Here is a 13,724-nt window from a genome sequence, read left to right as displayed (position 1 = left end):
TCGAACAAATACGACGCGGAGCAATCATGACCCTTCAGCAATTGGAGACGTTTTTCTGGAGTGTGAAGCTTGGCAGCTTCTCTGCTGCCGCGGAGCGTTTGTATGCGACTCAGTCCGCAGTCTCGATGCGTGTGCGAGAACTAGAGCGCACCTTAGGCGTCGATCTGTTCGATCGAACGCATCGAAACGCACGGCTCACACTCAAGGGACGGGAGTTGATGGACTATGCAAGCCGCATCCTTGATCTATCGACGGAGCTTGAGCATCGCCTGAGTGCACCGGAAGCCGTATCGGGAACCGTTCGCTTCGGAGTCGCAGAGGTCGTCACCACGACCTGGTTGCCGCGACTCATTACGCTCATCGCCGAGCGTTTTCCCAACGTGCGGCTCGAGATTGAAGAAGCGCTGACAGCGGAACTCATGGCGAGCCTGAACCAGGCCGAACTGGATCTGGTCCTAGCGCCAGGACATACACGTACGCCCGGCGTGTCGACGCTCTCTCTGGGTACGGTCGATTTTCAATGGATGGCCAGCCCCGGCCTCGGACTGGGCGGGCAAACATATTCGCCTCGCGACCTCGCGGAGTTCCCCATCATCGGTATGAAGGAATCTTCATTTCATTACACGGCGCTGGAAGACTGGTTTCTGATCGAACATGCGCGCTGTCGTTATCTTGCCCGGTGCAAGAGTGTCACCGTGGCTGCCTCGATGACGATCGCGGGCATGGGGGTTTCCTACCTGCCAGTACGCTCTTACGAGCAGGAGATCGCGCAAAACAAGCTCGCAATCGTCCAGGTGACGCCCCCCCTTGCACCGGTCGAATTCATAGCAGCTTGCCCCGTCGGCCAGACATATTCGCTCGCTCGCGCGATCGCTCAATTAGCGTGCGAGGTGAGCGACTTCCAGCAAACGAAGATCGTCAAGACGTAGTGGTAATCGTGCACTGCGCAACGCAACTTCAATTTTTTTAATGGATCCTCGCGCAAATTACTCGTTTGAGTTTGTGCTCTTGCAAGCCTATCTTTGACCTCGAGCACAGCGCATGTCCCCGCAGGACTCGCCCCGACTGTGCTGTGAGATAAGGAGGAAGACACATGGAAGCGGTCCTCATGCGCGAGGAGGCGCTCGCTCGTCCTGACGATGCGCGGCCCAAGAAGCTCGACGTAACGCTCAAGTCCATCACGTCGCTTGCAGAGAATATCAACGCTTTCGAGTTTGTGAGTGCCGATGGTAATCCCTTACCAGCGTTTTCGGCAGGTTCGCATATCGACGTCCATCTCCCAGGCGCGGTCATCCGTCAATATTCGCTTTGCAATGAACCGAGCGAACGTCATCGTTATGTGGTGGCCGTTCTAAAGGATCCCGAAGGGCGTGGAGGATCCGTGGCGATGCACGACACACTTCGAGTGGGTCAGAACGTCGTAATTTCGTCGCCGCGCAATCATTTCTCCCTTGCCGAATCGGCGCGAAGGCACTTGTTTATCGCCGGCGGGATCGGGATCACACCGATCATGTCCATGATCGCCGAGGTGCAAAAGCGGGGGGAGACGTTTCATCTCTACTACTGCGCGCGTGCGCCGCAACGCGCTGCGTTTCTCGACAAGCTCGGGCCTTTCATCGATCAAGGACTCGTGTCGCTACATTTCGACGACGGCGATCCGCGGAAGGGCCTCGATCTGGTGTCTACGCTGCAGGGCTGTTCGGAAGGCACGCACCTTTACTACTGCGGACCGGGTCGCTTCATGGATGCCATCGAGGCAGCTAGCTCGCATTGGAGCTCCGGCACGCGTCACTGCGAGCGCTTCTCCGCGAGCGGCGCTGTCGCGCCGTCCTCCATCGACGCCTCAAACGGCGAGAGTACCAGTGACACGCCGTTCGAAGTTGAGCTGCGACGCACCGGGAAGAGCTTCACTGTGCAACCGGGTGAGTCGATCGTTAGCGTGCTGCGCTCACATGACTTCGAAGTTGACACATCGTGTTGCGAGGGCCATTGCGGCACCTGCATGACGCGCTATCTCGAAGGCGAGCCGATGCATCGCGACACGGTGCTCGATGACGAAGATAGGGAGGAATTCATGATGATCTGCTGCTCGCGCTCGAAGAGCCCAAAGCTCGTCCTCGATCTCTAACTTAGAACCAAACGCTGTTCAACTCAACAGTCTGAGCGTCGCTCTCCGCGCCGCTCAGTGTTCCCCATCGACCTGGAAAGGACTCACGTCATGAGTACATTCGAATACGTGAAAGATTGCTGGTACCCGATTGGCTTTTCGTCCGAGTTTCCCGTCGGACAGTTGCAGGGGCACAAGATTGTCAGTCGCCCCATCGTAATGTGGCGTTCGGACAGCGGCGAAGTCGTTGCATTCGACGACCGATGCTGCCATAAGCGTTTTCCGCTTTCTCAAAGCAAATTGCTCGACAACGGACAACTCGAGTGCGCATACCACGGCCTGTGCTATGACACCTCGGGAAAGTGCACGGCGATTCCCTCCGCGCCAGACAAGCCCATTCCTCCGCAAGCCCGCCTGAGTCCAGTGCCCGTGCACGAGCAGGACGGCGTAGTCTGGGTTTGGCCTGGAAATCCTGCGGCGTCGAAACGCGTCAACCCGCCGCGCACCCAAGAGGTCAATGACGCCGAGAACTTGTCAATTGGCTCGCCCGCACCGCTGCATGTGCCAGCGAATTATCTGCTGCTCATTGAGAACCTGCTGGACATCACACACTTCTATCCGCTCCACGACGGCAATATCGGTGACAAGGAGAACAGCAAGATTCCAGTGGCACTGGAAGAGGGTGACAGCGAGGGTCACACCTTCGTGCGCACGACGCGCCACGTGCACGGCTACAGGCAGCCGCCGTATCTCAAGGAGTGGTTTCTCTACGACGAGGTCGAGCGTATCCATACGCACTGCATGGTCAGTCCCGGCCTGACCCGCGTCGTGATGCGTGTCGCACCCGAAGGCGAGCTGGGCACCGAGAAGGAGCGCGGCTATACCCTTCTTCATCTCCACTTTCCGGTGGACGAGCGCAACCTCGTCTGGCGATGGAACGTGTCCTGCAAAAACTGGCACACGACGCTGAGCGACCCGAACATGCAGACCGCGAGGAAGGTCGCGGAGATGTTTCCAGCGGTCGTCGCTCAGGACCAGTGGGCGCTGGAGCGTCAGCAACGCATGATGGAGTATCCAGACGACGGGTACTCGGAGCTGTTCCTCAAGACCGACAAAGCGCTGCGCCGCGCGCGTCAGATTCTGATGGGTCTGCAGCGCAAGGAACGCGAGCTTCAAATCGCTCCAATCGAGCAAAACGCGCCTTCGAGGGAATCCGCAGTGGCGTAATAAACCGAGAGGTCACTGCCGCCTGAAACAGAACGATTCGATACCCGAAATGGGCCGGGCGGCCTCACATACGAGAACATCGACCCTGCTTCAGGAGACACACTATGGAAACCCACGATACCTCGTCGTTGGCCGTAAGGCCCCAAGCCGTCCAGGATGACACGACCGATCGCAAGACCTTGCTACAGCGCGCCGTATCATCATGCGTATATGTGTTCGAACGGATGATGCCGGACCCGTTCGTCATCGTCATTCTGCTGACGGTGACGGTGGCGTGCTTCGCACTCGCTTTCGCGCCGAAAGGCACGCCCGACGTGATTTTGTCCGGTTGGTACAAAGGCATATTCGGCATTTTCACGTTCGCGTTCCAGATGGTGCTTGTGCTCGTCACGGGTTATGCGCTTGCTAGTGCGCCGTTGATCAAAGCCGGATTGCGCAATATAAGTCGGCTCGCGGTTGGGCCGATATCGGCCGTGCTTCTGGTATTTGGTATCGGCGCAATAGCGACATTCCTGAACTGGGGGTTTGGCCTCGTCGTCGGAGCCCTCTTGTCGAAGCAAGTAGCCAAGAAGGTCAGGGTGGACTTCGCATGGCTGGTGGCCGCGGCCTACAGTTCGTGGGTGCTGTGGGCGTTCACTGGAATGTCCAGTTCCATTGCGTTGTCGATAGCGTCGCCAGGTAATCCACTCAATATCGTGGAAAAGCATACGCACGCGGCCGTTTTGCTGTCGCAGACCGTGTTCACAAGCTGGAACCTCCTAGGCGGCGTCGCAGCGATGATCCTCATCCCGATCGTGTTCATTCTCATGCGGCCCGCTGAGAAGGACATCATCGCCGCGGACGTCGCTCTGCTTGAAGCTGAAGAAAAGAAGCTCGAAGAAGCAGCCGAGCCGACGACACGCACCTTTGCCAGTGTGCTGGACCGTTCGCGTCTCTGTGCGCTCGTGTTCGTGTTGGCGGGTGCGGGCTATCTCGCGATGCAGTGGACGCGTCGTGGCGTGAGTCTTGACATCAACACGGTGATCTTTATTTTTTTGCTGGCCGGACTGTGCCTGCACGGCAGCCCGCGGCGCTACGTGGGAGCAGTTACGGAGGCAGCCAAGGTTACCGGACCGATGCTTCTTCAGTACCCGTTTTACGGTGGAATCATGGGCATCATGGGGGCGACCGGGCTCGACGAGACGGTGGCACACGCCTATATCCAAATCGCATCGGGACCGACACTGCCGTTTCTGAGTTATCTCGCTTCCGGCGTCATCACTTTGTTCATTCCCAGCGGCGGCGGCCATTGGGCGGTACAAGGTCCGTTCACGATACCGGCGGCAATTCAGCTTGGGGCATCACTGCCAGGCACCTCGATGGCGATCGCGGCAGGCGAGATGGCGGGCAGTCTCTTGCAACCATTCTGGGCGATACCTGTGGTCGCAATCGCGGGTGTAGGTGTGCAACGTGTCCTGGGATTCACGCTCGTGATCTTCCTGACCGCTGGCTCCCTCCTCGGCTTTCTATATCTGCTGGTTGTGCCGGGATGGGCAGGCGGGTGATGAAATAAAAATGGATCGGTTATGTGCGCTTCGCCATGTTGGCGGGGCGCAAGACGCGCTGCGATTGAGCGCGAAGGCCGGAATAGTCTTGACGGATCGCTTGGAGGAAAAGTATGGATCAACCGCTGCAGGGAATTAGAGTCATCGAGTTTTGCAACGTGGCCGCAGGGCCTTTTTGCGGCATGCTGCTCGCTGACATGGGGGCGGACGTCATCAAGATCGAACATCCGCAAGGGGGCGATACGCTTCGGGCCTGGCCACCGATCTCCGAAGGGTACAGCGAGAATTTCGCCTCGCTGAATCGCAATAAACGCTCGGTCACGCTGGACCTGAAGAACCCCGACGACATCGAGCATGCGAAGTCTCTCATCAGGACGGCCGATGTCGTCATCGAGAACAACCGCCCCGGCGTGATGGGTCGCCTTGGCCTTGGCTACGAACGTATTCGCTCGATGAAGCCAAACATCGTCTACTGTTCGATTTCCGCTTACGGACAAACGGGGCCGCGCTCGCAAGAGGGTGGCTTCGATCTTACCGTACAGGCGATGAGCGGAATCATGAGTATCACCGGCGAGCCCGGTGGAGCGCCAGTCAAATGTGGCGTGCCTCTAGCCGACTTCTCTGCTGGCCTCTATGCCGCGTTCTCAATCGCGACCGCGTTACGCGGAGTCGCGCGTACCGGCGAGGGCACACACATCGATGTGCCGATGCTCGGCGCTACTCTCGCCATCGCCGCATTGCAGACTTCAGAATATTTTGGGACGGGTCGCGATCCTCAAAAGCTCGGCTCGGCGCACCCCCGCAATGCGCCCTATCAAGCGTTCAAAGCGCGCGACACATATTTCGGCATGGCTGCCGGCAACAACGCGCTGTGGAAGTCGGTGTGTAGAGTCGTCGAGCGTCCGGAATTTGAGGAAGACGCCCGATACACATCGACTACGCTGCGTGCGCAGCATCAGGTCGAGCTGCGCGAGTCATTGGAAGCGATCTTCGCCAACGAAGACGCCGAGCACTGGATCGAGCGGTTTCGCGAAGCAGGCGTGCCATGCGCCCCCATCAACACATACTCGCAAGTACTGTCGGACACGCAAGTGCAGCATATGGAGTGGGTGCAGCCGCTCGAATTGCCCAACGGCGTGCAGACGAAGACGTTTGGATCTCCCGTGAAGTTCTCTGGCAAGACGTCAGAAATTCGGCTGCGTCCACCCGCGCTCGGTGAGCATAACGCCGAGTTACTCAACAAGTCGGAGATCGAGGCATGAGCAGTATTGTTATTGACAGGCAACCTACGCACTGGCTGATCACGCTCAATCGTGCTGACAAGCTGAACGCACTTTCGGCAAGCATCGTTGAAGATCTGATTCAGGCTTTCGACGAAGCCGAAGCGGCCAAAGCTTCGGTCGTTGTCTTGCAGGGGGAGGGCCGCTGCTTCAGCGCCGGGTTTGACATGAGCGAGGCACTGGAGCAAAGCGAGGGAGATCTTGTTCTGCGGTTCATCCGAATCGAAACGCTCCTGAATAAGGTTGCGAGTTCGCCATGCTTTACCGTGGCCTTCGCGCACGGGAGAACCTTCGGTGCCGGCGTCGACCTGGTTGCGGCCTGCAACCTACGGGTCGCAGCACCCGGATCGACTTTTCGCATGCCGGGATTGAAATTCGGGTTGGTCTTGGGATCGGCCCGATTTGCGCGCATCGTAGGGACACGTGAGGCGCAACGTATTCTCGAAACGGCTGAAACGTTCGATGTCGACCGTGCTCGTGCGAACGGGTTCGTCGAACGCATTGCTGGCCCGGACGAGCACTCTAAAGTGATCGAGGACGCCGTAGAGCGCGTAAGCGCTTTGCCCGCGGAAAGTCGAGCGTTGTTGCGCCGAGCGCTGGATACCGAGCAAGCCGATACGGATCTCGCGGCGTTGGTGCGCTCGGCGGCGGCGCCTGGCCTGCACAAGCGCGTCGAGGCTTATCTGTCGGCGTCCAGAAAGTCCTGAGCGATGAGGTTCCTATCCACCGGTCGATCAGAGGCGTGAAATTCGAACGCGTTGTTCGGCGGCTCGAAACCGGGGATCCAAGGCGATGGCGGATTACGCAGAGTAAGGCGTCGAACATCGCGCCGCTGGCCGAGAGGAGTGCATGCAGCTTTTCGAATTCGCTGGGGCGCAGACGTCGATCCCTCGCTTCGCTGCCGGACGGTTTGCGAATGTTCTTCAAGGGGGTTCACGAGCGCTTCCATGCCCCATTCTTTGCGAGCGATCTCGAAGACGTGACTGATGGCTTGGAGCTCGAGCCGAATGGTGTTTTCTGCGCGTCCGGCTGCCCTGCGTTCGTCCCGATACTTTGCGAAATCCGCCCCACGCAGGTTCGCTAGAGTTCGATGTGACAGGTGGTTGTCGATCCAGCGTTGGATGCGGCGATTTTCCTGATAGGGGTGGCGCTTCTCGGGGACGATTTCGCGCCGATACCGTTCCAGTGCCGCACGGAGCGTAGTTCGCTCGGCTTGTGTGCGATCGACGTATGCGCCACCGTCAATCTCCGTCTCCACCTTTCGAGCCCATTGCTGAGCCTGCTGTTTGGTGTCGAACGAACGATAGACGGGCTTGTATCCGCGACGGCGGACTTCAGCGCGCCAATAAGCGCCGCGCTGGCTGATGTAGGCCATTTCCAGACTCCATGCGACAGATTGGGATCGCTTGGTCTGAATTCTTCCGTTCCGGCAGATTTCCGGCAAAGGCCAGTTTTTGACGCCTACACATGCGGGCTACAGACGAAAAAAAAGCACCGCGATCGCTCGCAAGTGCTTGATTTTCACCTACAGAATTCTTTGGTGGGGCGTGAGTGACTCGAACACTCGACCTACGGATTAAGAGTCCGCTGCTCTACCAACTGAGCTAACGCCCCAACAGATCGTCAATTATGCAGGACTTTTTTTTGCTTGGCTAGTGCCGGTACGCATTTCTCGCAAAAAAATCCGCGGCCGGTACCCGAGGCCCCTCTCCCCAGCGTCACGAGCCCTGGCTCCACGGCCCGCATCTTCCCGAGCACTCCCTCTTTGATTCGAGACGACGGCGGCCAGTATCATGGCGCCTTGCGCAGCCTCCATGCCGCGGCCCGCTGCACAGTCTGCCCAAAAATCCGCAAAAACCTCAAAAACCGCCCGAACATGTTCGATCAAGTCGTCTTCGCCGGCGGCGGCAACCGCTGCTGGTGGCAGGCCGGATTCTGGGAAGTCGTGCAGCCCGAACTCGGGTTGAAGCCGCGCGTCATTGCCGGGATTTCGGCTGGTGCCGCCACCGCCTGCATGCTCTACACCCGAAATTCGCAGTGGGTCATGCGCTATTACGAAGACGTGCTACGCGGCAACACGAAAAACGCCTATTGGGGCAACCTCTTGCGCCGCGGCGCATCGGTGTTTCCGCACTATCGAATCTACCGCCAGGCCTTGCTCGACATTTATGGCGAGTCGTTCGCCGAACTGGCCAGCGCGCCCGAGATCCGCATCGGCGTCTCGCACATACCGCGCTGGCTCGGCGCACACGTATCGGTCGCAGCGGGACTCATCGCCTACAACATCGAAAAACACGTGCGCAAGACGTTGCATCCGACGCTAGGCCGCACGCTTGGCTTTCGGCCGGAGTACGTGCGCGCGCAGGACTGCGCGAACGTCGATGCGCTCGCGGACCTGATTCTCCAGTCGTCCTGCACACCGCCCTTCACGCCCGTTTTGCGTCGCGATGGCAAACCCGTGCTCGACGGCGGCATGGTCGACAATGTCCCGGTCGACGCGCTCGACTCTTCGGCGGGGCGTGTGCTCGTCATGGTGACACGCCGCTATCCACGCCCACAGATGTTCGTCGTCGCGCACGGCGAACAGCGGCGTCTTTACGTGCAGCCATCGAGCAAAGTACCGATCTCGAGCTGGGATTACACTCAGCCCGCACTGATGCGCCCCGCCTACGAACTCGGCCGGCGCGATGGCGAGGCGTTCTTGCGCCGCCTGCCGCAACTCGACCACGCCGACGGTGCTGTCGACGTGGCCGCGTGATGTCCGCTTCGGGCAAGCAAACGCGCATGCGGCGTGAGCCCAACCGACACGCGCGCCCTTCGCTCAACGGCGCTTGACGACCGACAACGCATCCGGATTGGCGACACTCGAGACGTCGCCATCGTCGAACGCAAGGATGTTCTTGAAGGCGGCACTGAAGTAGAGCTCGTAGCTCTCGCGCTCGACATACCCGATGTGCGGCGTGCAGATCACGTTCTCCATCCGTAGCAGCCCATAACCCTGAAGGATCGGCTCGCTCTCATAAACATCGATCGCAACCATCCCCGGCCGGTTATGCGAGAGCGCGTTGACGAGCGCGTTCTCCTCGAGCAACTCGGCGCGGCTCGTGTTGACGAAAAGCGCCGTTGGCTTCATGCGCAACAGATCGGCTTGTTTGACGATGCCGCGTGTGTCGTCGTGCAGGCGGAGGTGGATCGAGAGGACATCGCTCTGTTCGAAGAAGGCCTCGCGGCTTTCGGCCGCCTCATAGCCGTCGGCTTTCGCGGCTTCGAGCGAGTGCTCACGCCCCCAGACCAACACCCGCATGCCGAACGCCTTTCCATAGCCCGCTACGAGCCGCCCGACCTTCCCATAGCCCCAAATGCCGAGCGTATGCCCGTGCAGCAACTGTCCGAGGCCGAAGTTCGGCGGCAGAGCCGAGGTTTTCAGTCCCGACTGCTGCCACGCGCCCTGCTTCAAATTCGCAACGTATTGCGGGATGCGCCGCTGCGCGGCCATGATGAGCGCCCAGGTCAACTCGGCCGGCGCGGTGGGCGAGCCGACGCCCTCGAGCACCGCAATGCCGCGCTCGGTACAGGCATCGAGATCGATATGGCTCGATACCTTACCCGTTTGACTGATCATCCGCAGATGCGGGCACTTGTCGAGCAATTGCGAGGTCACACGCGTACGCTCGCGAATCAGCACGAGCGCGTCGACTTCCGCCAGACGGCTTGCCAACTGTCCGAGGCCGCGCACGGTGTTGTTGAACACCTTGACCTCGTGGTTCGCAAGCATTTGAAAGCAATCGAGTTTTCGAACTGCATCCTGGTAGTCGTCGAGTATGGCAATTTTCATAGGGCAAGTTTGGTTTTGCAGCGCACGATGAACGCAATAGACGCGGTGATATCCTTCTCGGTTCCACCCATCGAAAAAAAGGAGCTGGCATGAACCATGCACCGGCTTGGGCTACGATGCTGATTGCCTCCTTCGATAGGCAGGACCGTTCCTATTTAGCAGCTTGCAGCGGCGACGCGCAAGCTGCGATGCTCCTGACGCGCCGTCCCACCGGCGCCCGCGCGACGTAGGTCTGCGCACATGCCTCTCGCATGCAGCGTCAGCGAGCCCACCGTTTCCCTTCCACGAACATAAAACGGAGACAAGCTCGATGAATCAATCATCTGCCCCGGCGGGCGCCCCGACTATCGAAGCGCCGGCATACGTCAGACATCGCGAGTTGCTCGAGTGGGTCGAGCGCGTCGCGGCATTGACGAAGCCCGCGCGCATCGTCTGGTGCGACGGCTCGCAGGAAGAGTATGACCGTCTTTGCGACGAAATGGTCCAGGCGGGAACGCTCAAGCGCCTGAACCCCTCCAAACGGCCCAACTCCTATCTCGCCTGCTCGGCACCCTCGGATGTCGCTCGCGTCGAAGACCGAACCTTCATTTGCTCGGAGCGCCGCGAAGACGCCGGGCCGACCAACAACTGGCTCGATCCGCAAGAGATGCGCACGAAGCTCGACGGCTTGTTCGACGGCGCGATGCGCGGGCGGACGATGTATGTCGTGCCGTTCTCGATGGGGCCGCTCGGCTCGCCCATCGCGCACATCGGCATCGAGCTCACGGATAGCCCCTATGTCGTAGTCAACATGAGAATCATGACGCGCATGGGGCGGCGGGTGTACGAGGTGCTCGGCACGGATGGCAGCTTCGTGCCTTGCGTGCATTCGGTCGGCGCGCCGCGCGTCGACGGCACTCCCGACGTTCCATGGCCGTGCAACAACACAAAATACATCGTGCATTTTCCGGAAAGGCGCGAGATCTGGAGCTTCGGCTCCGGCTATGGTGGCAATGCGCTGCTGGGCAAGAAATGCTTCGCGCTGCGCATCGCATCGACGATGGGCCGCTCCGAAGGATGGCTTGCCGAACATATGCTGATTCTCACGGTCACCTCGCCCGAGGGGCGGAAGTACCGCGTGGCGGCGGCGTTTCCGTCGGCCTGCGGCAAGACGAACTTCGCGATGCTGATCCCGCCACCCAGCATGAGCGGCTGGTCGATCTCGACGATCGGCGACGATATCGCCTGGATCAAGCCCGGCAAGGACGGCCGCCTTTACGCCATCAACCCTGAAGCGGGCTATTTCGGCGTGGCGCCCGGCACGAGCGAGAAAACCAATTACAACGCCATGGCGACGCTCAAGGGCAACGTCATCTTCACGAACGTGGCGCTGACCGACGATGGCGACGTCTGGTGGGAGGGCATGACCGATACGCCGCCCGCGCATCTCATCGACTGGCAAGGACAGGACTGGACGCCCGCGATCGCCAAGGAGACAGGGCGCAAGGCGGCTCACCCGAACGCGCGCTTCACCGCACCCGCGGCGCAGTGTCCCTCGGTCGATCCCGATTGGGAGAATCCCACCGGTGTGCCGATCGATGCCTTCATTTTCGGTGGCCGCCGTTCGAGTACGGTGCCGCTCGTGACCGAGGCGCGCAACTGGGTCGAAGGCGTCTATATGGCCGCGACGATGGGTTCGGAAACGACGGCCGCGGCGGCAGGACAGCAAGGCGTGGTGAGGCGCGATCCGTTCGCGATGCTGCCGTTTTGCGGCTACAACATGGCCGATTACTTCGGCCATTGGCTGGGCGTGGGCGAACGCATCGAGTCGCTCGGCGGCAAGGTGCCGAAGATTTTCTGCGTCAACTGGTTCCGAAAGGGCCCCGACGGCAAGTTCGTCTGGCCGGGCTTCGGCGAAAACATGCGCGTGCTGCGCTGGATGATCGGCCGCATCGAAGGCCAGGCCGAGGGCGTGGAGCACGCATTCGGCATCTCGCCGCGCTACGAGGATATCGATTGGACGAACCTCGGTTTCACGCGCGACCAGTTCGAGCAGGTGATCTCGATCGACGATGCGGCCTGGCGTGACGAACTCGCGTTGCATGCCGAGCTCTTCGAAAAACTCCGTCATGGCTTGCCCGATGCGCTGACTCGCACGAAGGCGGGCATCGAAAGCCGGCTCGCGGCCTCCTGACGACGACCTTTCGACGGCGCGGGGATTCGATCATTCCCGCGCCGTGCCGCCGTGCCCCCGTGCCCGCGTGGGCCGGCCTTCGCTCGCTCCAGTTCAATCCGACCGCTTCGACAGCTTGTACGTAGGGAATCGCCGGCTCGGGGCGATTCTTTTACGTATTACGCATGCTGAGCGTCGCCTTTTCCCCGCTAATGTGATCCGTCGCGATTTTAGTCTCGAAAATTCGGCGATGCGAAGCAACTCTGCGCTGTTTTCGGAGTCGTAGGACAATTACGAATTGGCTCGGAATTTTTTTTCTGAGTAATCACAGCGGCAGGAGTCGTCAATGGATCATTTGCAGTCGATGCGTGTGTTCGTGAAAGTGGCGGATCTCGGCAGTTTTGCTCGCGCGGCAGGCGCGATGGATATCTCCAACGCCGTCGCCACGCGCCATGTCGCCGACCTGGAGGCCAGGCTCGGCACGCGGTTGCTCAACCGCACCACCCGCAGCCTCTCGTTGACCGAATCGGGCCAGGTCTATCTCGAACGCGCCAGACAAATCCTCGACGAACTCGAAGACGTCGAGCAAATGGTTGTCGCCCGCAACCATGAGCCGGTCGGCACCCTGCGCATCGTGGCGCCCGTCGTTTTCGGGCTGCACAACCTCGCGCCGGTGCTCCAGACCTATGTCCAACGCTACCCGAAAGTACTGCCCGATCTGACGCTCGTCGACCGGGGTGTCGATCTTGTCGAAGAAGGCTTCGACGTCGGCATCGTCATCGCCCAGAAAATGCGCAGCGCGAGCATCGTCACGCGCCGCCTGACGACCGGCTGCATGATCGTTTGCGCCACGCCCGCGTACCTCGAGAAGCACGGAACGCCGACACGGCCCGAGCAACTGGCCGATCACGCCTGCCTGAGCCTGCCCTCGGAATATTGGGGAGATGAACGTGTATTCACGGGCCCCGAGGGCGAGGTGCGCGTGCGTCCGTCGAACGTGATCGTGGCGAACAACACCGAAATGCTGCGTCAATTCGCGCTGCTCGGCATGGGTGTCGCGATTTTGCCGAGTTACCTGATCGGTAGCGACGCGACGCGCGGCAACCTGGTGCGCGTGCTGTCGGACTATCGGCTGCCGCAGGTCGAGGTGAACATCGGCTATCCGAGCCGGCGCCATTTGCCGGCCAAGGTGCGGACTTTCATCGACCATCTCGTCGAGCACTTCAGCCAGACGCCGAACGGCACGCTGGGCGAACTGTGGCTCAAGGACGGCACGGCGCTGCCGGCTCCGGCTCCGGTGGCCGCGCAAGAGCACGAAACAGCGCAGCCGCTCGAGGACGGGGAAAAGCGGTACGCCGGGGCTCGCCACGACGGTACCCTCGCGAAAGTGCCCCGCGCGGGCCGCTCGCGCATGAGTACGCCGACGCCGCTCTGAATGAATGGGGTGCGGGGACGGCCGACGGCGTCCCCTGCGCGCCGTCGCACAGCGCTGTACGGCCCGGAACGTCTGCCGAGGCAGGCATTCCGGCCGATAGAGCTAACGCCGAAGCGCGCGCCGCCGCGGCTCGTAGCGGCTACG

11 protein-coding genes and 1 tRNA gene are annotated in these 13,724 nt (G+C 60.5%); 9 read left to right on the top strand and 3 right to left on the bottom strand.

Annotated features, from left to right (window positions below):
- The first annotated feature begins 26 nt into the window (after positions 1–26).
- The 6 genes from ACR9ZC_RS26455 (at position 27) to ACR9ZC_RS26430 (ending at position 6,865) form a co-directional block, all read left to right on the top strand.
- Positions 27–929 carry a LysR family transcriptional regulator gene (locus tag ACR9ZC_RS26455; RefSeq protein ID WP_481582522.1) on the top strand — a complete coding sequence of 301 codons (903 nt, stop codon included), beginning with the start codon at positions 27–29 and terminating at the stop codon, positions 927–929.
- Between the two features lie 164 nt (positions 930–1,093).
- The gene (locus ACR9ZC_RS26450) at positions 1,094–2,128 is read left to right on the top strand and encodes a PDR/VanB family oxidoreductase (protein ID WP_481582521.1); all 1,035 of its coding nucleotides are present in this window, start codon (positions 1,094–1,096) and stop codon (positions 2,126–2,128) included.
- 90 nt (positions 2,129–2,218) lie between these two features.
- Positions 2,219–3,334, top strand: coding sequence for a Rieske 2Fe-2S domain-containing protein (locus ACR9ZC_RS26445; RefSeq protein WP_481582520.1), 1,116 nt, complete (start codon positions 2,219–2,221; stop codon positions 3,332–3,334).
- Between the two features lie 104 nt (positions 3,335–3,438).
- Entirely contained in the window at positions 3,439–4,878 is a 1,440-nt protein-coding gene (locus tag ACR9ZC_RS26440) for a TIGR00366 family protein (protein ID WP_481582519.1), read from the top strand.
- 113 nt (positions 4,879–4,991) lie between these two features.
- Positions 4,992–6,140 carry a CaiB/BaiF CoA transferase family protein gene (locus tag ACR9ZC_RS26435; RefSeq protein ID WP_481582518.1) on the top strand — a complete coding sequence of 383 codons (1,149 nt, stop codon included), beginning with the start codon at positions 4,992–4,994 and terminating at the stop codon, positions 6,138–6,140.
- The gene (locus tag ACR9ZC_RS26430; RefSeq protein WP_481582517.1) at positions 6,137–6,865 is read left to right on the top strand and encodes an enoyl-CoA hydratase/isomerase family protein; all 729 of its coding nucleotides are present in this window, start codon (positions 6,137–6,139) and stop codon (positions 6,863–6,865) included. The genes ACR9ZC_RS26435 and ACR9ZC_RS26430 overlap by 4 nt, the downstream gene beginning before the upstream one ends.
- Here ACR9ZC_RS26430 and ACR9ZC_RS26425 read toward each other — a convergent pair.
- A complete protein-coding gene (locus ACR9ZC_RS26425; RefSeq protein ID WP_481582516.1) occupies positions 6,838–7,533 on the bottom strand; it encodes a site-specific integrase in 696 nt (231 codons plus the stop codon). The two genes, ACR9ZC_RS26430 and ACR9ZC_RS26425, sit on opposite strands and share 28 nt — an antisense overlap.
- Before the next feature lie 163 nt (positions 7,534–7,696).
- Positions 7,697–7,772, bottom strand: a tRNA-Lys gene (locus ACR9ZC_RS26420).
- Between the two features lie 262 nt (positions 7,773–8,034).
- Between ACR9ZC_RS26420 and ACR9ZC_RS26415 the strand changes: the two genes are divergently transcribed.
- Positions 8,035–8,916, top strand: a complete 882-nt coding sequence (locus ACR9ZC_RS26415; protein ID WP_481582515.1) for a patatin-like phospholipase family protein — start codon at positions 8,035–8,037, stop codon at positions 8,914–8,916.
- 63 nt (positions 8,917–8,979) lie between these two features.
- Here the strand turns inward: ACR9ZC_RS26415 and ACR9ZC_RS26410 are convergent, their stop codons facing one another.
- Positions 8,980–9,993 carry a D-2-hydroxyacid dehydrogenase family protein gene (locus tag ACR9ZC_RS26410; RefSeq protein WP_331571244.1) on the bottom strand — a complete coding sequence of 338 codons (1,014 nt, stop codon included), beginning with the start codon at positions 9,991–9,993 and terminating at the stop codon, positions 8,980–8,982.
- A gap of 310 nt (positions 9,994–10,303) precedes the next feature.
- On the opposite strand from ACR9ZC_RS26410, the gene ACR9ZC_RS26405 reads away from it, so the two are divergent.
- Together ACR9ZC_RS26405 and ACR9ZC_RS26400 are read left to right on the top strand one after the other, a co-directional pair.
- Entirely contained in the window at positions 10,304–12,166 is a 1,863-nt protein-coding gene (locus ACR9ZC_RS26405; protein ID WP_481582514.1) for a phosphoenolpyruvate carboxykinase (GTP), read from the top strand.
- Between the two features lie 325 nt (positions 12,167–12,491).
- Positions 12,492–13,580 carry a LysR family transcriptional regulator gene (locus ACR9ZC_RS26400; RefSeq protein WP_414720281.1) on the top strand — a complete coding sequence of 363 codons (1,089 nt, stop codon included), beginning with the start codon at positions 12,492–12,494 and terminating at the stop codon, positions 13,578–13,580.
- Positions 13,581–13,724 lie beyond the last annotated feature (144 nt).

This window comes from Trinickia sp. HAY1-2D (assembly GCF_056754935.1).
This window is presented reverse-complemented; position numbering and strand designations above follow the sequence as displayed.

What these genes read in the sequence shown, in the direction of transcription:
- ACR9ZC_RS26415 (WP_481582515.1), top strand. Translation starts at nt 8,035, where the DNA reads ATGTTCGATCAAGTCGTCTTCGCCGGCGGCGGCAACCGCTGCTGGTGG.
- ACR9ZC_RS26445 (WP_481582520.1), top strand. Translation starts at nt 2,219, where the DNA reads ATGAGTACATTCGAATACGTGAAAGATTGCTGGTACCCGATTGGCTTT.
- ACR9ZC_RS26405 (WP_481582514.1), top strand. Translation starts at nt 10,304, where the DNA reads ATGAATCAATCATCTGCCCCGGCGGGCGCCCCGACTATCGAAGCGCCG.
- ACR9ZC_RS26450 (WP_481582521.1), top strand. Translation starts at nt 1,094, where the DNA reads ATGGAAGCGGTCCTCATGCGCGAGGAGGCGCTCGCTCGTCCTGACGAT.
- ACR9ZC_RS26455 (WP_481582522.1), top strand. Translation starts at nt 27, where the DNA reads ATGACCCTTCAGCAATTGGAGACGTTTTTCTGGAGTGTGAAGCTTGGC.
- ACR9ZC_RS26435 (WP_481582518.1), top strand. Translation starts at nt 4,992, where the DNA reads ATGGATCAACCGCTGCAGGGAATTAGAGTCATCGAGTTTTGCAACGTG.
- ACR9ZC_RS26440 (WP_481582519.1), top strand. Translation starts at nt 3,439, where the DNA reads ATGGAAACCCACGATACCTCGTCGTTGGCCGTAAGGCCCCAAGCCGTC.
- ACR9ZC_RS26410 (WP_331571244.1), bottom strand. Translation starts at nt 9,993, where the DNA reads ATGAAAATTGCCATACTCGACGACTACCAGGATGCAGTTCGAAAACTC.
- ACR9ZC_RS26430 (WP_481582517.1), top strand. Translation starts at nt 6,137, where the DNA reads ATGAGCAGTATTGTTATTGACAGGCAACCTACGCACTGGCTGATCACG.
- ACR9ZC_RS26425 (WP_481582516.1), bottom strand. Translation starts at nt 7,533, where the DNA reads ATGGCCTACATCAGCCAGCGCGGCGCTTATTGGCGCGCTGAAGTCCGC.
- ACR9ZC_RS26400 (WP_414720281.1), top strand. Translation starts at nt 12,492, where the DNA reads ATGGATCATTTGCAGTCGATGCGTGTGTTCGTGAAAGTGGCGGATCTC.